The organism is Ruegeria sp. HKCCA5839 (assembly GCF_013035585.1).
Classification (GTDB): Bacteria; Pseudomonadota; Alphaproteobacteria; order Rhodobacterales; family Rhodobacteraceae; genus Ruegeria.
Genome location: NZ_WQIE01000005.1, coordinates 248691 through 272664, shown reverse-complemented (window position 1 = coordinate 272664; position 23974 = coordinate 248691). Strand labels below are relative to the sequence as shown.

General features: G+C 57.7%; 23 protein-coding genes. 7 read left to right on the top strand and 16 right to left on the bottom strand.

Annotated elements, in window-relative coordinates; genetic code table 11:
* Nucleotides 1-19: 19 nt before the first annotated feature.
* Complete coding sequence (locus GOV38_RS15310) at nt 20-751, top strand: hypothetical protein (protein ID WP_171209426.1); 732 nt, start codon at nt 20-22, stop codon at nt 749-751.
* Here the strand turns inward: GOV38_RS15310 and GOV38_RS15305 are convergent.
* On the bottom strand, nt 718-4161 hold the full coding sequence (locus GOV38_RS15305) for an indolepyruvate ferredoxin oxidoreductase family protein (RefSeq protein ID WP_171209427.1): 3444 nt from the start codon (nt 4159-4161) through the stop codon (nt 718-720). The genes GOV38_RS15310 and GOV38_RS15305 overlap by 34 nt on opposite strands.
* 140 nt (nt 4162-4301) lie before the next feature.
* On the opposite strand from GOV38_RS15305, the gene GOV38_RS15300 reads away from it, so the two are divergent.
* Nucleotides 4302-4763: an Lrp/AsnC family transcriptional regulator gene (locus GOV38_RS15300; protein ID WP_171209428.1), complete on the top strand. Its 462-nt coding sequence runs from the start codon at nt 4302-4304 to the stop codon at nt 4761-4763.
* On the opposite strand, the gene GOV38_RS15295 is transcribed toward GOV38_RS15300, so the two are convergent.
* Complete coding sequence (locus GOV38_RS15295) at nt 4760-5155, bottom strand: DUF3307 domain-containing protein (RefSeq protein WP_171131648.1); 396 nt, start codon at nt 5153-5155, stop codon at nt 4760-4762. The two genes, GOV38_RS15300 and GOV38_RS15295, sit on opposite strands and share 4 nt — an antisense overlap.
* 213 nt (nt 5156-5368) lie before the next feature.
* Here GOV38_RS15295 and GOV38_RS15290 point away from each other — a divergent pair, with 213 nt between their 5' ends.
* Nucleotides 5369-8365, top strand: a complete 2997-nt coding sequence (locus GOV38_RS15290; protein ID WP_171209618.1) for an ABC transporter transmembrane domain-containing protein — start codon at nt 5369-5371, stop codon at nt 8363-8365.
* A 6-nt stretch (nt 8366-8371) separates the two neighbouring features.
* Here the strand turns inward: GOV38_RS15290 and GOV38_RS15285 are convergent, their stop codons facing one another.
* The 9 genes from GOV38_RS15285 to GOV38_RS15245 all read right to left on the bottom strand — a co-directional run bounded on the left by GOV38_RS15285 (nt 8372) and on the right by GOV38_RS15245 (nt 16536).
* Nucleotides 8372-8659 carry a helix-turn-helix transcriptional regulator gene (locus tag GOV38_RS15285; protein ID WP_171100721.1) on the bottom strand — a complete coding sequence of 96 codons (288 nt, stop codon included), beginning with the start codon at nt 8657-8659 and terminating at the stop codon, nt 8372-8374.
* Between the two features lie 106 nt (nt 8660-8765).
* Entirely contained in the window at nt 8766-9998 is a 1233-nt protein-coding gene (locus GOV38_RS15280; protein WP_171209429.1) for a mandelate racemase/muconate lactonizing enzyme family protein, read from the bottom strand.
* 17 nt (nt 9999-10015) lie between these two features.
* Nucleotides 10016-11110 carry a Zn-dependent alcohol dehydrogenase gene (locus GOV38_RS15275; RefSeq protein WP_171209430.1) on the bottom strand — a complete coding sequence of 365 codons (1095 nt, stop codon included), beginning with the start codon at nt 11108-11110 and terminating at the stop codon, nt 10016-10018.
* Between the two features lie 81 nt (nt 11111-11191).
* On the bottom strand, nt 11192-12391 hold the full coding sequence (locus tag GOV38_RS15270) for a TCR/Tet family MFS transporter (protein ID WP_171209431.1): 1200 nt from the start codon (nt 12389-12391) through the stop codon (nt 11192-11194).
* A 75-nt stretch (nt 12392-12466) separates the two neighbouring features.
* A complete protein-coding gene (locus GOV38_RS15265; protein WP_171209432.1) occupies nt 12467-13180 on the bottom strand; it encodes an alpha/beta fold hydrolase in 714 nt (237 codons plus the stop codon).
* Nucleotides 13181-13192: 12 nt separating this feature from the next.
* The gene (gene pcaD, locus GOV38_RS15260; protein WP_171209433.1) at nt 13193-13981 is read right to left on the bottom strand and encodes a 3-oxoadipate enol-lactonase; all 789 of its coding nucleotides are present in this window, start codon (nt 13979-13981) and stop codon (nt 13193-13195) included.
* A gap of 70 nt (nt 13982-14051) precedes the next feature.
* Complete coding sequence (locus GOV38_RS15255) at nt 14052-15026, bottom strand: threonine/serine dehydratase (protein ID WP_171209434.1); 975 nt, start codon at nt 15024-15026, stop codon at nt 14052-14054.
* Nucleotides 15023-15850 (bottom strand): alpha/beta fold hydrolase, encoded by an 828-nt coding sequence (locus GOV38_RS15250; RefSeq protein WP_171209435.1) that lies wholly within the window; start codon nt 15848-15850, stop codon nt 15023-15025. The genes GOV38_RS15255 and GOV38_RS15250 overlap by 4 nt, the downstream gene beginning before the upstream one ends.
* Nucleotides 15850-16536 carry a haloacid dehalogenase type II gene (locus GOV38_RS15245; protein ID WP_171209436.1) on the bottom strand — a complete coding sequence of 229 codons (687 nt, stop codon included), beginning with the start codon at nt 16534-16536 and terminating at the stop codon, nt 15850-15852. The genes GOV38_RS15250 and GOV38_RS15245 overlap by 1 nt, the downstream gene beginning before the upstream one ends.
* A gap of 122 nt (nt 16537-16658) precedes the next feature.
* Here GOV38_RS15245 and GOV38_RS15240 point away from each other — a divergent pair, with 122 nt between their 5' ends.
* Nucleotides 16659-17087, top strand: a complete 429-nt coding sequence (locus GOV38_RS15240) for a peptidylprolyl isomerase (protein WP_171209437.1) — start codon at nt 16659-16661, stop codon at nt 17085-17087.
* A 10-nt stretch (nt 17088-17097) separates the two neighbouring features.
* On the opposite strand, the gene GOV38_RS15235 is transcribed toward GOV38_RS15240, so the two are convergent.
* The 4 genes from GOV38_RS15235 to fabA are packed head-to-tail and all read right to left on the bottom strand — an operon-like array spanning nt 17098 to nt 19916.
* Complete coding sequence (locus GOV38_RS15235) at nt 17098-17289, bottom strand: hypothetical protein (protein WP_171209438.1); 192 nt, start codon at nt 17287-17289, stop codon at nt 17098-17100.
* A 59-nt stretch (nt 17290-17348) separates the two neighbouring features.
* The gene (locus GOV38_RS15230; protein ID WP_171100570.1) at nt 17349-18140 is read right to left on the bottom strand and encodes an enoyl-ACP reductase; all 792 of its coding nucleotides are present in this window, start codon (nt 18138-18140) and stop codon (nt 17349-17351) included.
* 5 nt (nt 18141-18145) lie between these two features.
* The gene (gene fabB, locus GOV38_RS15225; RefSeq protein ID WP_171100568.1) at nt 18146-19375 is read right to left on the bottom strand and encodes a beta-ketoacyl-ACP synthase I; all 1230 of its coding nucleotides are present in this window, start codon (nt 19373-19375) and stop codon (nt 18146-18148) included.
* Nucleotides 19376-19406: 31 nt separating this feature from the next.
* Nucleotides 19407-19916 (bottom strand): bifunctional 3-hydroxydecanoyl-ACP dehydratase/trans-2-decenoyl-ACP isomerase, encoded by a 510-nt coding sequence (fabA, locus tag GOV38_RS15220; protein ID WP_171100566.1) that lies wholly within the window; start codon nt 19914-19916, stop codon nt 19407-19409.
* A 191-nt stretch (nt 19917-20107) separates the two neighbouring features.
* Between fabA and irrA the strand changes: the two genes are divergently transcribed.
* Both irrA and GOV38_RS15210 read left to right on the top strand, forming a co-directional pair.
* The gene (gene irrA / locus GOV38_RS15215) at nt 20108-20527 is read left to right on the top strand and encodes an iron response transcriptional regulator IrrA (RefSeq protein WP_171100564.1); all 420 of its coding nucleotides are present in this window, start codon (nt 20108-20110) and stop codon (nt 20525-20527) included.
* A 179-nt stretch (nt 20528-20706) separates the two neighbouring features.
* The gene (locus GOV38_RS15210; protein ID WP_171209439.1) at nt 20707-21504 is read left to right on the top strand and encodes a phytanoyl-CoA dioxygenase family protein; all 798 of its coding nucleotides are present in this window, start codon (nt 20707-20709) and stop codon (nt 21502-21504) included.
* 16 nt (nt 21505-21520) lie between these two features.
* Here the strand turns inward: GOV38_RS15210 and GOV38_RS15205 are convergent, their stop codons facing one another.
* A complete protein-coding gene (locus tag GOV38_RS15205) occupies nt 21521-22381 on the bottom strand; it encodes a glycosyltransferase family 2 protein (RefSeq protein ID WP_171209440.1) in 861 nt (286 codons plus the stop codon).
* Between the two features lie 122 nt (nt 22382-22503).
* On the opposite strand from GOV38_RS15205, the gene miaB reads away from it, so the two are divergent.
* Nucleotides 22504-23823, top strand: coding sequence for a tRNA (N6-isopentenyl adenosine(37)-C2)-methylthiotransferase MiaB (gene miaB / locus GOV38_RS15200; RefSeq protein WP_171209441.1), 1320 nt, complete (start codon nt 22504-22506; stop codon nt 23821-23823).
* The last annotated feature ends 151 nt before the right edge of the window (nt 23824-23974 follow it).

Sequence of the window (23974 nt, the reverse complement as noted above, 5' to 3'; positions counted from 1 at the left end):
AGAACCTGAGGGGTGCGCCATGGCTGATAATCGACCAAACGTTCTGATCCTTGGCAGTGCCCCATCCGCGATTGCGGCGCGCGACTGGTCTCGGCAGGGCTTTAGCCATATCGTTGCGATCAACAACGCTTGGCGTATTCGGTCGGATTGGGACTATCTGATCCATCCTGAGGATTTTCCGGTTGAGAACCGTCCGACAGATTTGCGACCCGGCCAGCGTATCATCACCGCTGAGGATTACGTGCCGTTACAAAACCAATTTGGCGGCTTTGTCTATGCGGGTGGCACCATGGCCTTTACGGCAGGTTATTGGGCGCTGGCCGCCTTGCGACCCGCAGTCATCGCCTTTTTCGGTTGCGATATGGTCTACGCCAATAAAGGCCAAACGCATTTCTACGGAAAAGGCAAGGCAGACCCTTTGCGCCGCGATGTCACCCTGCGTTCGCTCGAGGCCAAGTCAGCCCGGCTGGCGCTGTTTGGGGCCGAGCAGAACTGTCGCGTTGTGCGGCTGTCTGCCGGGGAAAGCCGATTGGTTTTGCCCAGCGTTCCAGTGGAAGATCTTTCCAGCGCCGCCATGCCCTGCACGAATGCGATGCATCTACCGTTGGCGCGTGAGGCCGAGTGCGGGTATTTCGAACCATCAGGTCGGTATTGGGAGGTTGAACACAAATTTGACCCCGCCCGGATAGATGCCATCGACAGGTTGTGGCTGGACGCTTACGACCGCTCGGGCATGGCCCGCGTGGCCTGATCCGGGGTTCGGATCTTTGCAACCGACAACTTGGCGGCGTCAAACGCATCCGCGCGTACCGGGCCATAGCCTCGGATCTCGTCCGCGCAAGAGAGTGCCTTGAACCATGTTTCCGCATTTGCATCGCTGTAGTCCTGGACCAATTGGTCCAGCAGAACGCGGTACCAATCGAGGATGCTATGGTGCAGCCGGGCCTCGCTGTGATAGCCGAACGGGTTCAATTTGCTTCCACGCAGGTTTTTCATGCGCGATAGCACGCCTAAAACGGGTTGCATCCAGGGTCCAAACGACTGTTTGCGCGGGCGGCCTTTGTCGTCGTTGCTCCAGCTGAAAACAGGCGGTGCCATATGGTAGGATATGGTTGGGTTCCCTTCGAATTGATCTTCCAATTCACGCGCGAAATCTGCGTGCGTCATAAGACGGGCCACTTCAAATTCGTCCTTGTAGGCCATGAAACGAAACAGATTTCGGGCGACAGATCTTAGCAGAGCATCGCTTGCATTCGAGAGCGCGCGCCGTATTTGCTCCAGCCGACCCGTATAAACCTGCGCATAATCCGCGTTCTGGTAGTCGGTCAGAAACGCCGCGCGGCGATCAATCATCTGTTGCAACGTTTCTTCTGAAGGCACCGGCGCGGTGAATTGCGTCACCCGGTCTGGCGCTGCGGCCATCGCGCGACCGATCGCAAAGGCCAGACGGTTCTTTTCGATGGCAACACCATTCAGCTCAATCGCTTGTGCCAGGGCCACGTCCGAGACTGGAACCAACCCTTTTTGCCAGGCCGTACCCAACAGGATGACATTGGCAAATACCGTATCCCCAAGCACCTGTTCGGCCACCGCGTTGGCATCATAGCCCCAAAGGTTTTCTGTGCCCACAACGGAACGGATCGCCTGTTCGCAGTCATCGCAATGCAATTGCGCGTCGCGTCGCAAAACCAGATCCCCGGTTGGCATTTCGGCGCGGTTCAGAACAACTTGTGTCCCTACGCGATAATGAGCGGATGCTTTCGGGGCCGAGCTGACCACGATATCGCACCCGATCACCGCGTCAGCGGCGCTTTGGTCTATGCGCACTTGATTCAGCGCCTCGGGCGATGCGCCCAGCCGGATATAGCTGAGAACCGTGCCGAATTTTTGCGCGAAACCGGTGAAATCCAGAACGGATGCGCCTTTGCCTTCCAGATGCGCGGCCATGGTGATCAGCGCGCCAACGGTGACAACGCCCGTACCGCCAACACCTGTGACCAGCAGGTCAAATGGCGTCTCAAGAGTAGCCAGATCAGGGTGCGGCAGGTCAGCCTCAAGCTGTTCCACGTCAAGATCAATACCCCGCTTTTTTCGGGTTGCACCTTTTACGGTGACAAAGCTGGGACAGAAGCCGTTCAGACAGGAAAAATCTTTGTTGCAAGAGCTCAGATTGATCTTGCGCTTGCGGCCCAGCGGAGTGTCCTTGGGCTCGACGCTCAGGCAGTTCGACGCAACCGAACAATCGCCGCAGCCTTCGCAGACCAGATCGTTGATCCAGACAAAACGATCCGGGTCCTCCATCGTGCCGCGCTTGCGACGACGACGCTTTTCCGTGGCGCAGGTCTGTTCATAGATCAGGACAGTCACTCCGGGGATGTCCCGAAGCTCGCGTTGCAGACTGTCCAGATCCGCGCGGTCGTGAAAGCTGGTTCGTGCCGGAAAGTCCGCGCTCTGGAATTTAGAGATGTCGTCAGACACCAACGCGATGCGTTCGACCCCTTCTGCCCGGCAGGTTTGCGCAATCCCGGCGACGCTGACCGGGCCATCGACCGGCTGCCCACCGGTCATGGCGACCGCATCGTTGTAGAGGATCTTGTAGGTGATATTTGTCCCCGCAGCGACAGCTTGCCGGATCGCAAGTGACCCGGAATGGTACCATGTGCCTTCGCCCAGATTCTGGAAAATATGCTTGCCACCGTTGAATTGCGAGGCGACCACATGCGGTACCCCTTCGCCACCCATCTGTGCATACCCCACGGTTTGACGATCCATCCAGGACGCCATGACATGGCAGCCAATTCCACTGGCGGCTGTCGAGCCTTCGGGCACTTTGGTCGAGCTGTTATGCGGGCAACCCGAGCAGAAATAGGGCGTCCGCGTTGCACCCGGAACGGAAATCAGCCGCGGTGGTGCGTCCGTCAGGGCCCTGGCCTTGGCGGGCAGGTTTTCCTCGGGGAAAAACGCGTTCAACCGCGCCGCCACTATGGGGGCCAGCATCAGAGGGCTCAGTTCACCTGTCCAGGGGATGAGTGGCTCACCATGGCTGTCATATTTGCCGACCATCTTGTGCGGCTTGTCGCCGGGCCAGTCGTAGAAATATTCCTTGAACTGACTTTCAATGATCCCGCGTTTTTCTTCGACAACCAACACCTCGGCCTTGCCCTTCACAAAGCGCAGCGCATTGCGCCGGGCCAGGGGCCAGACCATGCCGACCTTGTAGATATCGATGCCCAGACGACGACAGGCAGCCTCATCCAACCCCAGCAGACGCAGCGCCTCCATCAGGTCCAGATGGCCCTTGCCTGTGGTGACAAAGCCGAACTTGGCCTGTTCGATGTTATAGATCCGACGGTCGATCGGGTTGGCTTCGGCAAAGGCGCGCACCGCGCGCAGCTTGTGCTGAATGCGTGTCTCAATCTCGACCGAAGGCAGATCGGCACTGCGGACATGCAGACCGTTAGGGGGCAATTCAATCTGTGGCAGGGTAAAACGACGATCCGGCTGCAGCTCGACCGAGCGTGCGCTTTCGACGGTTTCCGAGATCGCCTTGAACCCGACCCAGGTGCCCGAGAAACGGGACAGCGCAAACCCGTATTCGCCGAAGGCGAGGTATTCATCGACCGAGGCCGGGTTGAGCGTTGGCATGAACCAGGACATGAACGCCACATCCGACTGATGCGGCATCGACGAGCTGACACAGCCATGATCGTCACCCGCAACCACGAGCACGCCGCCTTTCAGGGCCGAGCCGTAAGCGTTGCCATGTTTGAGAGCGTCTCCAGACCGATCTACGCCCGGGCCTTTCCCGTACCACATCGAGAATATGCCCTCGACCTCACAGTGCGGGTCCAGTGTTGCTTGCTGCGCCCCCAGCACTGCGGTGGCGCCCAGGTCTTCGTTGACGGCGGGCATAAAGGTGATGCGATCTGCGCGCAGCCGGTCTTTGGCACGCCACAGTTCCAGATCCAATCCGCCCAAGGGTGAGCCACGATAGCCAGATACAAATCCCGCTGTATTCAAGCCTGCCTGCCTGTCACGTCGAGCCTGATCCATCATGATGCGCGCCAGCGCTTGTGTGCCGGTCAGAAACACGCGCCCTTTGGTCAGATCATAACGATCCTGCAATTGGTATTTGCGGTGGTTCGGGCCATGAAAGCTCATGCGATTCACTCATTGGCTGCAACTGGGTGCGTAAGTCTAACGCCTGTCGCGCGAAGAGATTTGCCAAAATCACCAAGATTTTCTAAAATGCGCGGACAGATTATTCGAAATATATCCCTTGAAAGGGTAATTTTACCCAAATGCTGGATTTACGTGACAAAGACCGCCGTATCATCGACCTCTTGCAGCGCGACAGTCGCATGTCGAATGCAGACCTTGCCGAAGCTGTCGGAATGTCCGCATCGGCGCTGTGGAGGCGTGTGAAGGCGTTGGAAGACGCAGGTATCGTCGAACGCTATGGTGCCGTCGTCGACCCAGCCGCAATGGGCCTGAGTTTCGAAGCGATTGTGCATGTGCACCTGACACGGCATGACCCGGAACGGATCAAGGATTTCATGCGCTCGATCGACATCAGCCCAGAGGTGCAGGAATGCTATGCCACAACGGGGCAGGCCGACTATCATCTGCGTGTGCTGTGCAGGGATTTGGCGGCTTACAATGATTTTCTGGAAGACTTTCTGTTCCGACTACCTGCGGTTGCCAGCGCCCAGACAAATGTTGTCTTGCGCACCATCAAGCGAAATCGCCCAATTGTGCCTTAGGGGTGCACCACAAAGGTCACCCAGGCCCAGGCCATCGCGATATATGTCAGGTTGTGCATGCATTGATCCAATCCCGCAGCGCGCCAAAACGCGGCCTGATTGGGTTGAAGCTGTTTTTTGTCCGAATAACTGGCTTTGAAAAAATCGATATGGAAATGAACAACCCATTCAAGCGCCGCGATGACAACGATGAACTCGATCGGTGCGCGCATGATGGCAAAAACAATAACAGAGCCCACAACGTGCACAGCCGCATGTTGCGCTCGCCCGATATGGAAATATACACCGCGCCCTGAAAGCATCTTGGGCGTCTGCAAATAGTAGTCGGCGAACATGTGTTTTACGTGCAGAAGAGCCAGCAGTAAAAGCACGGTGCCAAATGTGGCAGGCAAACGGATCCTCCCAATGTCATCCCGAATCGAAGACTAGGGCGGAATGAACAGATGCGCAAATGAACTTGTTCACACGGGCAAAAATGGACTTGTTATGCGTTTTTATTTGCGTCGCGCGATACGATTACGATAGATTCGAACTGTTGTATTCGCGTCGAAATCAGTGAGTTATACGACGAAGCAATTGCAGGGGCCGGCGCCATAGAACGCACGATCTTTCGGTTCATCTGGAAATACTCGAAGCGCGACCAGCTTATTCTTCTGGCCGTTACGTCGACGCTGTTTCCTTTGCTTTACCTGACGCTTGAGCTGCCCAAGCGGATCATCAACGACGCCATCGGTGCGTCCAGTTCGATCGTCAACGTTTGGGGCTATAGCCTGCCACAGACCACCTTTCTGGTGATCCTTTGCTTTGCCTTTCTGCTGGCTGTTCTTGCCCACGGCATCATGAAGATGCGCATCAACACCATGAAAGGGGTGTTGAGCGAACGTATGCTGCGCCGGTTTCGGTATCAGTTGACCAGCCGCGCCTTGCGATTTCCGCAGCCTTATTTTGAACGGGTCAGCCAGGGCGAAATGGTGTCGATGATCACCGCCGAAAGTGAACCGATGGGCGGGTTGATGGGCGACGCGATCAGCCAGCCGGTGCTGCAAGCTGGGCAGATGATCACGATCCTGTCATTTCTGTTCTTGCAAAGCTTCTGGTTCGGATTGGCTGCGGTTGCGCTGATCCCGCTGCAAGCCTGGCTGATCCCCAAGCTTCAACGACAGATCAATCTGCTCAACAAGAAGCGCATTCAGGAAGTGCGTGTTCTGGCCGCGCAGATCGGTGAGAACGCCGCAGGCGCCGCGACCTTGCGGGCCAATGGCGGTTGGCGTTATCGCCGCGCCATGATCTCGGATCAGCTGGGGCGTCTGTTCGCCATCCGGTTCGAGATCTACCAGAAAAAGTTCTTTATGAAGTTCATCAACAACTTCATCTCGCAACTGACACCTTTCATGTTTTATCTGGTTGGCGGTCTGCTGGTGCTGCAGGGCTCGGTCTCGCTGGGTGCGCTTGTGGCTGCGCTGGCGGCCTACAAGGATCTCAGCTCACCGTGGAAAGAGCTGTTGGCCTATTACAACCAGACACAGGATATGGCGCTGCGCTGGGACGTGGTGATTGAGCGGTTTGCGCCCCCTGGTATGCAGGACGAAGCGTTGTTCGAAGGTGAGCCCGAAAACCGACCGCATTTGCGGGGGGACATTCATCTCAACAATGTCTCGGTGCGGGACATGGATGGCAATCAGGTTCTGGACGATCTGAACCTGACCTTCCCGGGTGGCAAGACAATAGGTATCGCCGCGCCCAGCGAGGAAGATCGCCGCGCGGTTGCCGAGCTGCTGACCCGCGAGATTCTGCCGGGGTCTGGCAGCGTAACGATCGGTGATGTGAACCTGTCTGGCTTGCATCAGGCTGTGGTTGCAGCCCGCATCGGCTATGCGACGTCCCGACCGGTGATGTTTCAGGGTTCGTTGGGTGACAATGTCATGATGCCGATGCGGTTTCGACCGCAAGACAACACATCGAATAATCCGGACTTTGCCGAAACTCTGCGTGCAGGCAATAGCAGTGATCCGTTTGAAGCCGAATGGCTGGATCCGTCGCTGGCCCATGTCGAATCAGAAAAAGAGCTGCGGGATTGGTGGTTGCAGCTGATTGATGGCATGGGGTCGGGGGCGGCCCTGTTTCAACGCGGTGCCGAACAGATGTTCGACGCCGAAGCGCGCCCCGCATTGGCCCAAAAACTGGTCGAGTTGCGGCCAAAGGTGCAGAGCGCGGTACGTGAAGCAGGTTTGGAACAGCAGGCGTTGGTCTTTGACCAGAACACCTATAACTCTGCTTTGCCCGTGGCCGAGAACCTTCTGTTTGCCACACCTCGCGTTCCGGTCACGCAAGAGATGTTGGCCAAACAAACTGTCTTTTTGGGCCAATTGCGCGAGTTGGGTCTGGATGAAACCCTGATTGATCTGACCCGCGACGTAATCGAGATGCTGCGTCAGATCTTCGGGTTGGACGGTACAGATCACCCCTTGTTCCGAAAGTTGGGGCTTGAGGCGCAGACATATGAAACTGCCGTGGACCTGATTGACCGTACGCGCAACGAAGGTGCTGCGGGTCTCGACAATGAGCAACTGGCGAACCTGTTGGCCGTACCATTTGCGATTTCGGCGGAACAGATTGGCCCCGCCTTTACGGATGAGTTGAAGACGCGAATTCTTGAATTGCGCGCAAGCCACTCGGAAGAGCTGTTGCAACCGTTGCTGGATGTCTTTGTACCGCTCGACCCGGAAAAGTCCGCGCCCGGCTTGACCGTGATGGAAAACGCGCTGTTCGGTAAAATCAGTCAAATCGGCGGCTCACGCTCGGACGAGGTGCGCAAATTGATTGTGGATGTGTTGTCGGAAAATGGCGCGCGCCCGCTTGTGATCGAGTTGATCTTTGATGTGCCGGTTGCTTTGGGTGGTCAGAACCTGCCAGCCTTGTTCGCTGAGCCGCTGGCCTTTACCCGTGCGACGATCAAGAAACCCGATATTCTGATCCTCGACAACGCACTGGCCAGCTATGACATGCAGACACAGGTCGCTGTCTACAAGAACTTGCGCGCTTTGTTGCCCGAAACAACTGTCATATACTTGAACGATCAATTCCAGAATCCTCAGGCATTCGACATGTTTGTCGAAATCCGACAGGGTCGTGTTGTGACGGATGAGGGGCCAGGCGACGTGGAGGAAGACAGCGCATCAGCAGCCGATTTGGCGCGTAAGCTACGCGCGTTGGAGCAAACGCCTCTGTTTTCGAGCCTTGATCGCAGGCAGCTGCGGCTACTTGCCTTTGGCGCGCAATGGTTCAACGCCAAGGCCGGAGAGGTGGTGTTTCTTAAGGATGATCAACCCACCGACGGTGCTTATGTCGTTCTGGAAGGCGAAGCAGGGCTATACCTGCCGCAACCGGACGGGCCGGATCAGTTGATCATGACAGCGGATGCCGGGTCTTTGGTCGGTGAATTGGGCCTTATCCGCAAAGAGCCGCGCGCGCTGAGCATGATCGCCGAAACCGATTTGTCCTGCCTGCGGATCGGGGAAGAGGAATTCATGGCCGTGGTCGAAAACGACTCAGCGACAGCGTTCAAACTGCTGCAGGTCATCGCGGGCTATGTTTCGAATTGAACTAGCTCAGGCGTCTGGCGCACAAAACAGATCATAAAGAACTCCGATGACCTTTTTGGTCTTTTCGTCGCTCAGAGTGTAGTAGATCGTCTTGCCTTCACGCCGGGTCGATACAAGTTGTTCTTCGCGAAGACGCGCAAGCATCTGGCTCACAGCTGCCTGCCGCATTTGCAACAAATCTTCAAGCTGGCCAACCGAACGTTCGCCGGTGATGAGATGGCACAAGATCATCAGCCGCCCTTCATGGGCCAAAGCCTTTAAATAGGCAGAGGCCTTCTGAGCGTTTTCCTTCATGTCCACGGCAGTGGCTGACGCTTGAGGGTTCAGGTCCAATGAGGCCACGTGTTTTCCGGCTGGTTGTTCATATTTGGGGCAATATGCCTCAATTCAAAGGGCAATGTCACCCCTCTGTCGCAGGAGCACCGCCTTGGAACGCGTTGCCGTCGACGTAATTGCAAGGCTCTTCCTGCATCTCAAGATGCAGCCCACTGCCGGAATAGGGGTGGGCGCGGGCAAGCTCTTCGTCCAAGTCGATCCCGAGACCAGGCGCCGTTGGCGGGGTAACAAAGCCGTTTTCCACTCGGATTGACCCCTTGATCAACCGGTCGTGGAACGGTGTTTCGATTGTCTCAAGCAGCAGCAGATTGGGGATCGAGGCCGCAAGATGGATGTTGGCCGCCCATTCGACGGGACCGGCATAAAGATGCGGTGCCATTTGCGCGTTGAACATTTCGGCCATGGCTGCGACCTTCTTCATCTCCCAGATCCCACCTGCGCGACCCAGGGCTGGCTGCAGGATCTCTGCCGCGCCAGCCCGAAGAACAGCGCCAAATTCGGCTTTGGTGGTCATGCGCTCACCAGTGGCAACTGGGATGCGAACATTGCGCGCCACGCGGGCCATGTCTTCGATCATGTCGGGTGGGGTCGGCTCTTCGAACCAAAGGGGCGAAAAGGGTTCCAGTGCCTGCCCCAAACGGATGGCGCCCGCGGTGTTGAACTGCCCATGGGTGCCAAAGAGCAGATCGGCCTTGTCACCTACGGCTTCGCGAATGGCTTTGCAGAAGGCCACCGACATCGAAATATCGCTCATCGCAGGCATGTGCCCGCCACGGATGGTATAGGGGCCAGCCGGGTCGAACTTGACGGCGGTATAGCCGCGCTGAACCGCGTCGGCGGCGGCCTCACCAGCTTGATCCGGTGACGTCCAGAAATCGGTCAGGTTATGCTGTGGTAGGGGGTAGAGATAAGTGTAGGCGCGGATACGGTCGTTCACGCGCCCGCCCAACAGTGCATAAACCGGTCTGTCGCGATCCTTGCCCAGAATGTCCCAACAGGCGATCTCGAGCCCTGAAAAAGCGCCCATCACGGTCAGATCAGGACGCTGGGTAAACCCGCTGGAATAGGCGCGGCGGAACATCAGTTCGATGTTTTCGGGGTTCTCTCCGGCCATGTGGCGTTGAAACACGTCATGGATCACATGGGTCATCGCCTCGGGCCCGACCGATGAGGCGTAGCACTCGCCCCATCCCGTGATCCCAGTGTCGGTGGTCACCTTGACCAATATCCAATAGCGCCCGCCCCAGCCAGGGGCCGGAGGAGCGGTGACGATAACGTCGAGATCCTGCAGTTTCATCGCGTCTCCTTTCGGGTTCAGCTTTTGTCGAAGAGGATGACGTTCCGCTTGGCCGAGCCGGATTTGGTGTCTTCGATCGCGTCGTTGATCTGATCCAGCCGCCACCGACCCGAGATCAGCTCATCCAGCTTCAATCGCCCCTGTTCATACAGATCGATCATCCATGGGATATCGCGCTGAATGACCACGTCACCCATTTTCGAACCGATCAGGCCCTGGCCAACAGCCGCAAGGATGACCGGCTCGTAAGAGGCTTCGGCCCCGGTATGTGGCATCCCGATCATGATCGCCCGGCCTCCGCGCCCAAGATATCGGGGGGCCTGTTCATATGCGGGGATGGCACCGACGGTGATCAGCACCGCATCGGCTCCGCGCCCGCCAAGCGCCTTGTAGGCCGCTTTCCAAGGGGCCTCCAAGGTTGCTAAAACACCATGTGTTGCACCGAACTCCTTGGCGATCTCCAGCTTGTCTTCGGTCATGTCCACAGCCACGATCCGGCGGGCCCCGGCAAGATGCGCGCCCTGAATGGCGTTGAGGCCAACGCCGCCTGTTCCAATGACAACCACATCCTGCCCGGGACGCACCTGTGCTGCGTTCACCGCAGCACCGACACCGGTGATGACCCCGCAAGACAAGAGACTGGCGACATCCTTGGGCATGGAAGCTGGGATCTTGACGATCTGGCGGTGGCTGACCACGACTTTTTCAGCAAAGGCTCCGCAGGCCATCGCCTGTTCCAGCGGATCGCCCTTTGCCGTGCGCAAAGGCCCTTTGACGGTGTTGTAAGGCGTTTCGCAGATCGTCGGTTTGCCACCCGCACAAGAGGGGCATGATCCACAGGCGCGGATCAGTGTGACAACCACGCTGTCACCGAGTGCAAATTCCGAGACACCATCGCCAACGGCAGTCACCACACCAGCGGCCTCGTGGCCATAGACGGCGGGCAAGAATCCTCCCCAGGCCCCGCTCGCATACGAGATGTCAGAGTGGCAAATCGCCACTGCGTCCAACGTCACCTCGACCTCGCCCATGCCCGGTGGGGCCAGTTGGACGTCTTCGATCACCAATGGCGCGTCAAACGCATGGCATACTGCTGCTTTGATTGTTTGCATGAGCCTCCCCGCTTTGCTTTCAGCCACGGTGGACTGGCATGTGTCGGCCTGCAAGTCCGTTTCCGTCAGGAAAAGGTCGCTTTACGTGCGGGCATGCGCCGGTCGCATGAACAGCGCCAGACCCAGACCCATCAACACCAGCGCCAACAAGAAGGGTGCGCCGGGCAGATAGAAAGGCGTATCAGGACCAATGAAGTAAGCAAATACACCGGTCATGACCAATGGCGAGACGATCATGGACAAGGCATGAAGCGCAGCCAAAACGCCCTGCAGTTCGCCTTGTTGAGAATCAGGTGTTGCGCGCGACATCATCGCTTGCAGCGCCGGGGTCACCACCGCACCAAGCGCCGTTATGGGGATCAAAAGCAAGACGATCAGACCGTTGGTCAGAAAGGCCAATAGCACATAGCTGAAGATCTCGAACGCCATACCGACGATGATCGTAACCCGTTCGCCCAGAATACGTGTCGCGGGCCGGATCAAACCGCCTTGTACCGCCGCCATGGCAAGCCCGTACACACCAAGTGACAGGCCGATCATCTGTGGCGACCACCCGAACCGCTCAAGCGTGAAATAGGCCCAGATGGCAGGGTAGACATAGATTGACACGGAATAGAGGAAATAGACCCACAGCAAGGGGCGAATACCGGGTAGTTCCGCTATGGCCTGCAAAGCGCGGGCCGGGTGTGCGCGGCGCCACCGAAAGGGTCTGCGGTTTTCGTCTTTGACGGTTTCGGGCATGACCAGAAAACCCAACAGGCAGCCCAAGGCTGAAAGCCCCGCTGCCGCCCAAAACGGTGCGCGGGTTCCGAATTCGGCGAGTATGCCACCCAGAATGGGGCCCAGCACAAACCCCAAGCCAAACGCCGCACCAAGCAGGCCGAAATTTGCGGCCTTTTCATGGGGTTTCGACACATCGGCCATGAAAGCCGCAGCGGTTGAATGGGTGGCTGCGGTGATGCCGCCCACAAGCCGCCCGATCAGCAACAGCCAGATACTGCCTGCGACCGCCATGACTATATAGTCCAGCGCCATCACAAACAGCGACACCAGCATCACCCGCCTGCGCCCATACGCGTCCGAGAGGTTGCCCAGAATCGGGCCAAACAGGAATTGCATCGCAGCAAAAGCGGTGCTGAGTACGCCGCCCCAGATCGCGGCATTTGCCAAAGATCCGCCCTGAACCTCGACGATCAGTTGCGGCATGATCGGCAGAACCAGACCGATGCCCATCGCGTCGATCATCACGGTTCCGAGGATGAACACAAAAGGCAGGCGCATTCGTTTCCAGCGTTTAAGGGTTGGCGAACCCTAACTGATCAGACGCATAGCGCAATCCGGCATCTGCCTAAGCCATCACAATTCCTTGGCGATATCGTCGATGAGACCGGCAAGCTGCGCGGGGTGGGAAAAGAAGGGGGAATGCCCGCTGTCGATTGTCTTGCGCAGTTCGGGCGGCGCGCAATGGCTCATGGTTTCCTGATATTCGGTCGGAACCGTGCGGTCATCCGTGGTGCGGATATAGGCCTTGGGCACGCGATCAAAACTTTCGTCCAAAGTCAGTGGAGTATCCTGAGGCCGGATCGCCTGGGGGCAGAGGCGCCCGAGCGCATAGGCGAGGATTTCGTCCGGGCAATCATGGTAAAACAGGCCTTTTACCCGATCCGGTTTCACGTAATAGGACAGCCCGTCTGCGGATTTCATGACCGCATCGCCGATCAATTGGCGTGGTGCGCGTTTGCGCATTTCGATCATCGAAAGACCCGATTGCGGGACATAGGCGCAGAGATAAACCAATCCGCGCATCGCATTTGGTGCGGCCTGGGCGGCGGCGCTGGTCGGGTAGCCACCCCAGGAATGGCCAATCACGATCGTATCGGGGCGGCAGGCCGCCAGTACCGCGTCACGGCAGCCCTCCAATGTAACGTCGGACACGGGGGTCGGGTCAGAGCCGTGGCTGGGCATGTCGATTGCGCTTGCCCTATGTCCCAGCCCGGTCAGTTTGGGAATAAGATCGCGCCAGCACCATGCCCCGTGGCACGAACCGTGGACCAACAAGAAATTTGCCATCGCTTTACTCCCTTAGATGTGGCCGATTTCCTTGAGAAATCCGGTCAGTAGGGTTGCGTATTCTTCAGGGCGTTCGACGCAGGGCAGATGACCAGCGCGGCGCATCAGTTCGAAACGCGATCCGGGGATCAGATCAATGGTTTCGCGCACCAGATCCGGTGGGGTCGATCCATCCTCTGAACCGGCGATTCCCAATGTCGGCAGCCGCAAGCCACTGGTTGGGGTATAAAAATCTGTGCCCGAAATCGCAGCGCAGCATCCCAGATACCCCTCGAGCGGCTGTCGGATCATCATGTTTCGCCAAAGCTCCAACTGTGGCGTACTGCGAAACTCTTTGGTGAACCAACGCTCCATTGTGCCATCCGCCAAGGCTTCGATCCCGCCTTCGCGGGCAGCGTCAATGCGGGTTTGCCAAATCGCCGGAGTGGCGATCTTCGCCGCAGTATTCGAAAGCACCATCGCGCGTATCAGGTCCAACCGCTTGACGGCCAGGCCCTGTGCAATCATCCCGCCTATGGACAGCCCGACAAAGACGCAATCCTTGACGTCGAGCAAATCCAAAAGCCGTTCGGTATCTCGTACCAACGCACCCATTGCATAGGGGCCTTTGGGTAGGCTGGACAATCCGTGCCCGCGCTTGTCGAACCGAATGAGGCGCAGGTTGTCGGGAAGGTAAGGCAGGATCGGGTCCCATAGCCGCAGATCCGTGCCCAAAGAGTTGGCAAAGACGACGGTTGGTCCGTCCGAAGGGCCGTCCACCCGATAATGGAGACTGACGTCTCCGAGAGCAGCGAGTTGCATTGGAAAATCTCCTACTCAAATGAGTCATTGTAACCTGCACAGGTCTTTCCCGCCATAGGCTCGGCGGGGATCAGGAAAGGTAGGTCAACGCCTTGGCGAAAACGGCCGGGTCTACATTTCCACCCGATGCGACGACTATCACAGCATCGCCTTCGATCTCATCCTTGCGAAACAGCGCCGACGCCAACGATACCGCTCCCCCGGGTTCAAGCACGATCTTGAGCCGCAGAAAGGCCAAGGCCATGGCGCGCAGGGCCTCGTCTTCGCCGACCGAAAGCCCGGGACCGCAGAGGCGGTTGATGATTGGAAAGGTGATCTCGCCGGGTTGCGGCGTCAGGATCGCGTCGCAGATATTGCCGGATGTGGCGGCGTTGCGTTGAACCTGCCCCGAGGCCAGCGAGCGTTTCACGTCGTCAAACCCCTCAGGCTCGCAAGTGCGTGGCCGCAATCCGGGCGCATGACCCTCCAATGCCAAAGCTATACCCGCGCTGAGGCCACCTCCGCCGCAGCAGATCAGAACATCTGCCTGTGTCACACCCAGGGTTTGTGCCTGCCGGGCAATCTCAAGCCCCGTTGTGCCTTGCCCGGCAATCACGAGCGGTTCGTCATAAGGACGGATCAGCGTCAACCCGCGCTTTTGTGCCAGCGCCTCGCCGATGTCCTCTCGGCTTTCCGAGGCCCGATCATAGAGCACTACTTCGGCCCCCAGAGACCGGGTATTATCGATCTTGAGTTGCGGTGCGTCCGAGGGCATCACGATCACCGACGCAATCCCGTGCTGAGATGCAGCATAGGCCACACCTTGCGCGTGATTTCCAGAAGAATAGGCAATCACCCCGTTCATGCGCACCTGCGGATCCAGCGCGGAAATCGCCGACCACGCGCCCCGAAACTTGAAGCTGCCGGTATGCTGCAGGCATTCCGGCTTGACCAGCACACGACGACCGGCGATTTCATCGAGAAACGGAGAGGTCAGGATCGGGGTTTCGCGCACATGGCCTTCAAGTCGCTCTGCGGCGGCTTCGATCATTTCAAGCGTGCTCATGACGTCTCCAAAATGGCGTGAATCAGGTCGACTGCCTGCGGTTCGTCCAGAAACGGCACATGGCCGCGATCTGGTATCTCGACCGACCGCAGGCCGGGATGTCTTTGGTGCATTTCGACCAGAGTGTCTGGGCTCAGCAGGTCTGAGTTCTGCCCCCGTATCAGCCCGGTGGGGACGTCGCGCAGCGCCGCGAACAGCGGCCACAGATCCGGGGCCGGGCCAGCGGCAGATTGATCAATCAGCGCATCACGCAGTTTGGGATCATATCGCAATTGCAGCCCGTCTGGCGTTTCCAGATACTGATTTTCGGCCTGCGTGCGCCAGCGCTCAAGTGACACGCCGGGAAACCGCGCCTCCATCACCGATTGCAGGCCCGCAGCCGCCTCGTCATAGGTTTTTGCGGCAGGGCGTTTGCCCACATAGGTCATGATCAGGGCAAGGCCATTCGGATCAATCACCGGGCCGACATCGTTCAGGATGACGCGCGACAGGCGGGCAGGGTGGCTGGCCGCCAGCGCCATCGCGATCAATCCGCCGCGCGAGGTGCCGAGGATATTCACCTGTTCCAGTCCCAGATGATCCAGCAGCTCGATGACGTCCTGAGATTCACGCAGAATGTTGTAGTTCGAATAATCCGTATCGAAATCCGATTGACCCCGCCCGCGATAATCCATCGCGATCATCCGGTATTGGGCCAGATGCGGCGCGACAAAATCGAAATCGCGTACCGTGCGGGTCAGCCCAGCAAGACACAGAACCGGCAGGCCTGTGCCCGCGTCCTCAAAATAAATCCGCATATTGTCGGATGTGGTGAAGTGCGGCATCAGAGGCCTGCAAGCTGGGGGATCGTCGTGAGATCCGACAAAACATGTGCAGGCTTCCAGGGCAAGCGGTCCATCGGCTCGCCGGAGCGATTGACCCAGGCAGTTACAAACCCATAGCCACTGGCACCTGCGGCGTCCCAGCCGTTTGAGCTGACAAACAGCACCTCATCCCGGTTGCATTCGAACCGTTCCTGAACAAGGTCATAGACCCGCACATGTGGTTTGAAGACACCAACAGTTTCCACCGACAGCACATCATCAAGCACTTCGCCGATCCCCGCCGATTGCACAGCGCCCTCCAACATCGGAGGTGAGCCATTGGACAGGATCGCCGTATTCAGACCGCCCGCTTTCAGGGCTGATAGCATAGTGGGCACTTCAGGATAGGCCTGAAGCTCCCAATAGAGATCCAGAAGGCGTTGGCGCAGGGCATCGTCGCCCTCTAGCCCGGTCGCCTCAAGCGCCCAGTCCAGACCATCCTGCGTGACGTCCCAGAAGTCGGCATGGGCGTCGGCAACCGCCCGCAACCATGTGTATTGCAACTGTTTCAGGCGCCAATGGTTGGCCAGCGTGGGCCAGGTGTCGCTCAGCGCCTCGTTCCCCGGCTCGGCCGCAGCTTGCCGGGCTGCAGCGGCCACATCGAAGAGCGTGCCGTAGGCGTCGAATACACATGTGGTGATTGCCATCTGATCCTCCTGTGGTCGCGGGAAAGTAAGCACAATGGTTCCGGGGGTTAAAGCCCAAAGGGTTTACATTGTGTTCGGGGCCACTAGGGTCAGCGTTCCATTTTCTTCAGCCCGAGGCTTTCATGACCACAATCAAAAAAGGCGATACTGTTCGCATCCACTACACCGGCACATTGCTGGACGGAAAAGTGTTCGACAGTTCGGAAGGCCGCGATCCGCTGGAATTTGCAGTCGGTTCAGGGCAGATCATTCCCGGTCTGGACACAGCGCTGCCCGGGATGGAAATTGGAGAGAAAAAGCGCGTCGAAGTACCCTGTGCCGAAGCCTATGGCCCAATCAACCCGGCCATGCGCCAGCAAATCCCGCGCGAAGGCATTCCTGATGATATTCCGCTGGAACCAGGTACGCAGCTGCAGATGCAAACGCCGGACGGACAGGCCTTGCCTGTAACGGTGATGGAAGCGGATGAAGCCACGGTCACGCTCGATGCCAATCACGCGCTGGCCGGACAAGACCTGATCTTTGATATCGAGATCGTGTCCATCAACTGATAGGTCCGGGTCAGAGCCCTGGTATCTGACCCAACGCCGGCTCGGCTAATGACCGCATATGCGGATCAGTCATCAGAATGAACACGGCCAGCAATAGGACCAGCGAAAGCAACACGATACGCGCCCGACCCCCGCGAATTCCGGGTTTGGACTTCGCTGATACGCGCGTATTGTTTGCAAGGATTTGTTCAACTTTGCTCATATCCCATTCTCTGCCCGTCAATGATGGTCAAATCTGGGCAGAGGCGGGGAAAGTTGAGGTCACATGAAGTCGGGCTGTGGCATTCCAAGGACGTGGAACCCGCCATCCACGCGGATGATTTCGCCCGAGGTGCAGGCGCCCGCATCTGAGGCAAGGTAGACGGCTGTACCACCCACGGCTTCCAGTGTGGCATTCGAACGCATCGGAGCGTTTTGGTCGCAGAACTTGTAGGTTTTGCGCGCGCCCCCAATCGCTGCTCCGGCCAGTGTTTTCATCGGGCCGGGCGAGATCGCGTTCACGCGAATGCCGTCGGGGCCCAGATCATTGGCCAGATAACGGGTTGCCGATTCCAGAGCTGCCTTGGCCACGCCCATCACATTGTAATTCGGCACAACCTTGTTCGAACCCTGATAGGTCAGGGTCAGCAGCGTACCGCCATTTTCCTGCATCATCGGATAGGCGCGACGCGCAACTTCGATGAAGGAATAGGCCGAGACATCCAGTGAATGTTTGAAATTCGCCCGCGTCGTGTTCAGAAACCGCCCGGTCAGTTCGGATTTGTCTGAGAACGCGATGGCGTGAACCACAAAATCAATGGTTGGCCAGCGTGCGGAAAGTTCGCCAAACGCGCGATCCAGTGACGCATCATCAGTGACATCTGCATCCACCATGAAATCGCTGCCCAGGCTTTGGGCCAGAGGTTCCAGCCGCTTGCCAAAAGCTTCACCCTGATAGGTGAAGGCCAGCTCTGCACCTGCCTCGTGCATGGCTTTGGCGATGCCCCAGGCGATCGAGCGGTCATTGGCCACGCCCATGATGAGGCCGCGTTTACCCTTTAGAAGATCCGACATCACATTCACCCGTTATATTTCGAAAGGATCATGGATCCGTTGGTTCCGCCAAAGCCAAAGCTGTTGGTCATTACACTGTCCAGTCCCGCGTTTTCTTTTAGTTCCGTCGCCACTTCGCCCGGCAGGATACCTTCTGCGAGCGTTTCGACATTGATCGACGGCGTAATAAAGTCATTGTCCAGCATCAGCAGGCAGAAGATGGCTTCAAGAGCCCCTGCCGCGCCCTGTGCATGGCCCGTCATCGACTTGGTTGATGAGATCGGGGGTACGTTGCCTTCACCGAAGATCCGGCGCACGGCTTCCACCTCGCCAACATCGCCCACAGGGGTCGAGGTGCCATGGGCGTTGATATAACCAACCTTGCGCCCTTCCGGCAGGGTGGACATGGCCAGCCGCATCGCGCGTTCGCCGCCTTCGCCCGATGGGGCCACCATGTCGTGCCCGTCCGAAGTTGCAGCATAGCCGGTTACTTCTGCATAAATCTTGGCCCCACGGGCCAGCGCGTGTTCAAGGTCTTCCAGAACAACAATGCCACCACCGCCCGAGATGACGAATCCGTCGCGGTTCTGGTCGAACGCCCGCGAGGCTTTTTCGGGTGTGTCATTGTATTTCGATGACATCGCACCCATAGCGTCAAACAGGCAGGACAGGGTCCAGTCCAGCTCTTCGCCGCCGCCCGCGAACATAACGTCTTGCTTGCCCAACATGATCTGTTCTGCCGCGTTGCCGATGCAATGCAGCGAGGTCGAGCAGGCTGATGTGATAGAGTAGTTGATACCCTTGATCTTGAACGCTGTCGCAAGGTTGGCGGAAATGGTCGAACACATGCATTTCGGAACCGCAAAAGGCCCTATCCGCTTTGTCGCCCCGTTCTTGAGCACGGTCTGATGTGCAGTGAGCATAGCACTTGTCGACGGCCCGCCAGATCCGGCCACAAGACCGGTACGCGGGTTCACGACCTGATCCTCGGTCAGGCCCGCATCTGCTATCGCCTGAGACATCGCGATATAGGCATAAGCTGCACCTGGGCCCATGAAGCGCAAAGTGCGCTTGTCTATGTGTTCGGTGACGTCGATCTTCAGCGATCCGGCAATCCGGCTGCGAAAGCCATGCTCGATCATCTGTTCATTGGCCTCAATGCCAGATTTCCCGGCTTTGAGGGAGGCCAGCACCTCATCGGCATTGTTCCCGATAGCGGACACAACACCCAAACCGGTGACAACTACTCGACGCATATGCGTGCTCCTTATTTCAGGCCGGTCCGCCTCAGGCGTCGGACAGAACGACTCTCATGTCTTTGACGTCATAAATCATTTCACCGTCGGCTTCGACAATACCATCCGCCACGCCCATCGTCAGGCGGCGAGTCTGTATCGCTTTTTTGAAATCAATTTTATACGTCAGCATCTTGCGATCCGGGCGAACCATGCCGGTCAGCTTGACCTCACCCACGCCAACCGCCATGCCGCGCCCCTGCCAGCCGCGCCAGCCCAGGTTGAAACCGGTCAGCTGCCACAAACCGTCCAGGCCAAGGCAGCCGGGCATGATCGGGTTGCCGGGGAAATGGCAGTCAAAGAACCAAAGATCCGGAGTGATGTCGAATTCGGCCAGAACATGGCCTTTGCCATGCGCGCCACCATCATCGGAAATCTCGGTGATACGGTCCATCATCAGCATGGGCGGGGCGGGCAACTGCGCATTGCCGGGGCCAAAAAGCTCGCCGCGGGCGCATTTCAGCAGATCATCCTTGTCAAAGCTGCTCGGGAATTGAGCCATTCTTGCTGCCTCTCCTGCCAGGGGTCCGTTTGTTTTATCTCGCCTCGTCTAGCACCCGTATGCAAGGTCCTGCAAGAGCAGCAACGCCATTACATGCGACGCTAAGTGCATTCCCTGAGAATGATTTTCATTTGAAATCACCAAGGGAAGGTCTCTATATATAGAGTTAGCAAGAAACGGGTATCGGAACTATGACACCTCAAAGCCGTGAGATAGCGACAAATTGGCTGACAGGCGCCGGTCTGCGTCCGACGCGACAGCGTGTGGCCTTGGCCGAGCTTTTGGTCGGCGACGGGTTGCACCGGCATGTCACAGCAGAAAGCCTGTTTGAATCGGCCAAGGAAAATGGCGATGCGGTGTCACTGGCTACGGTCTATAACACTTTGCGTGCGTTCTGTGATGCGGGTGTTTTGCAGGAAATCACGGTGGATGGATCGAAAAGCTATTTCGACACCAACACGCACGATCACCCGCATTTCTTCTGGGAAGATGATGGACGGCTCAGCGATGCGCCATCGGATGAGTTGGTGATCCAAAGCCTGCCCGAAGCCCCACAAGGGCTTGAGATCGCGTCCGTCGATGTCGTGATCCGTCTGCGCAAAAAGAAGTAATCCAGTTTTTTGGTGTTGCTCCCACGTGTTGGCTATGGGTTAGCAGTGGCGAAATAGGCTGCATTCCAAAACGCGTGCGCTGAACGCAGTTCCGGCAATGTGCGCCAGATCAAAAATAAGATTTGATCAGTTGGTATCTTCCCGTGCAGAAGAGGGCAAATTGCTTCGGAGACTCTGCCATGCCTCACCCCTTGGTCACGCAAGACATGATCGAAAGCTACCAGTCTGACGGTGTGGTGCTGGTCAAGGGCCTGTTTGCGGATCATGTCGAGACATTGCGTAATGGGGTCGCGGCCAACATGGCCGCGCCGGGCCCTTATGCATCGGACAACAAGAAGAAGGGCGAGACAGGCCTGTTTTTCGACGACTATTGCAACTGGTCGCGTATTCCTGAATTCCGTCAGGTCGTTGAAAACTCTGCCGCTGCCGAGGTTGCTGCCCAGTTGATGCAATCGCGCAGTGTGCAGATGTTCCATGATCACGTGCTGGTCAAAGAGCCCGGCACCTCTATGGCAACACCATGGCATCAGGACGGGCCCTATTACTTCGTCGAAGGTCGACAGACGATCAGTTTCTGGTCTCCACTGGACCCGGTCAAGCAGGCCACGTTGCGCTGCGTTGCAGGGTCTCACCTTTGGGACAAAGAAGTGCTTCCGACCCGCTGGGTTTCCGAGGAAGGGTTCTTTGCTGACGAAGGTCAGTACATTCCGGTTCCCGACCCGGATGCCGAGGGAATGCGCGTGGTCGAGTTCGAGATGGAGCCCGGTGATGCTGTTGCTTTCAACTATCGCACGCTGCACGGGGCACGCGGCAACCAATCTGAAAGCCGCCGCCGCGCCTTTTCCCTGCGCTTGGTCGGGGATGATGCACGCTATGTCGAGCGCCCGGGCCGCACCTCACCGCCGTTTCCAGGGCATGACATGATCCCCGGCCAACGCCTGCGCGAAGACTGGTTTCCGATTCTCTTCCAGCGCTAAGGGGAGCGCTCGCTGTTCAAAACCACTGACCGGGTTCCATCAGTCCCAGATCCAGCAACTGATCTGACCGCCATTCAAACGGGATCGAGTTGCTCCAGAGAAAGCTTGGGATGTCGAAGGTCGACCCGGCATTCGACTTGAGCGCTTTGGCCGCTCGGAATGAACAGATCGCAGCTGTCATATTGTGATGCCACGGGCAGGCGTAGGTGTTGTATTCCGGCTCATTAAACGTGTGGTCGGGCAGGATCTTGAGGCCTTTTCGGGCTTTGAAGAGACCGATCCGATCGATTCGCCGCCGCTCATACGGGATGTGGTCTTCAAACCGCCACCGTAGGCCGCCTGACATGTCCAATTGACGCTCGAGCGGTTGACCAGTGCCGTCGTGGCGGGTGTGGGCATAATAGCCGGTCTTGTCCATCATCGCCTGATCCGTGGCGACACCGTTGGGATGGGCCTGCAAGTCGCCAGCGTACAGGTCGACCACATGGGTCACCATCGCGTTGCGGCGCTCTTCGGTATGAAAGGCCAGCATTTCCCCGATGCTGCGAGACTCGCAATACGGGTAGAACAGGTATTCGGCGTTGTAGGCGTAATGTATCCACTGCCCCAAGGCCGCAGGGATGATCTGATTTATCGTGTCGAAAACGACGGTGCGCGGCGTGCAGGTCAGGGTGACCCGGTGAACCTGAGCGTTCAGATCTTCGGCCAGATCGAAGGCATCAGGCATAAAGACGGTAATGGATTTGAACCCCAGCTTGAGATAGTGGCGCAGGGTGCTGTCGAGTTCGACAGTGTCTTCGGCAAAAATCAGGGCCAAGGGGCCTTTTGCCAGCGCCTGACCTGACCTGAGATAATCCGCGAGCGTTGGGTACTGCATTGCCTATTTTTGATTTCGTCTTGCTGGAAGTTTCCGCCAAATTCGGGTATCCGCGCCAGCATTGCAAGCGGCGTTCGTTGCGTATAGACGACGCCGGTCGCGCGAACGCAAAGGCTGGTCCCATGTCCGAACCCAAAAAGCTGTTTATCAAGACCTATGGCTGTCAGATGAATGTCTATGACAGCGAACGCATGGCCGAAGCGCTGGGCGGGCAGGGATATGTTGAGACCAAGTCACCTGACGATGCGGATATGATCCTGCTCAACACTTGTCATATCCGCGAAAAAGCTGCGGAAAAGGTGTATTCCGAACTGGGCCGCTTCAAAGGCCTGAAGGCCGAGAAACCGGATCTGAAGATCGGGGTTGCGGGCTGTGTGGCTCAGGCCGAAGGGCAAGAGATCATGCGGCGCCAGCCACTGGTGGATCTGGTGGTCGGGCCACAAAGCTATCACCGTCTGCCCGAAATGGAGGCCAAGACCCGCGCCGGTGAAAAGGCGTTGGACACGGATTTTCCCGAAGAAGACAAGTTCGAAAAGCTCAAGCACCGCCCCAAGGCCAAGCGCGGCCCGACGGCGTTTCTGACCGTGCAGGAAGGTTGCGACAAGTTTTGTGCCTTCTGCGTTGTGCCTTATACTCGCGGGGCCGAGGTCAGCCGCCCGGCCGATCGCATCATTCGCGAAGCGCAGGATCTGGTGGAACGCGGAGTGCGCGAGATCACTCTGCTCGGGCAGAACGTGAACGCATATCACGGGGCCGGACCGAATGGGGACATGACGCTGGCTGGCTTGATTTGGGAGCTCAACAAGGTCGACGGGCTTGAACGGATCCGGTTCACCACGTCGCATCCCAATGACATGACCGATGACCTGATCGAGGCGCACGGAACCTGTGACAAGCTGATGCCCTATCTGCATCTGCCGGTGCAATCTGGTTCGGACCATATTCTCAAGCGTATGAACCGCAGCCATACCGCAGAAAGCTATCTGCGTCTGATTGAACGCATTCGCGCAGCGCGGCCCGATATCTTGATGTCCGGGGACTTCATCGTTGGTTTCCCAGAAGAAAGCGACGCGGATTTTCAGGCAACCTTGGATCTGGTCGATGAGGTGCAGTACGGCTATGCATACTCGTTCAAATACTCGACCCGCCCAGGCACACCTGCGGCAGAACGGCCACAGGTCGATCCGCAAGTGGCGGATGAACGCCTGCAACGCTTGCAAGCCCTGATCACCCGCGATCAGCGCAAGATCCAGGACAGTATGGTGGGTCGAAACGTGCATGTTCTGTTTGAAAAACCCGGGCGCCAACAGGGGCAAATGGTTGGAAAATCGGAATATCTGCACGCGGTTCATGTGGCGGATGCCGATGTGGCCGTTGGCGCTTTGTGTGAGGTTCGGATCACGTCATCGGGTGCAAACTCGCTTGCGGGCGAGTTGGTTTGAAACCCTATGATCCGTTGGGTCAGGCAAACTACATAATAAATTAATCCTTGATTTAGGACTTGGATTTATGGTCCGAGGTGGGCCAGCTTTTGAAAAGGCCGGTCTGTTATGAGCCTTTAATGAATAAAGCGGCGATCATCTGGTGGTGTCG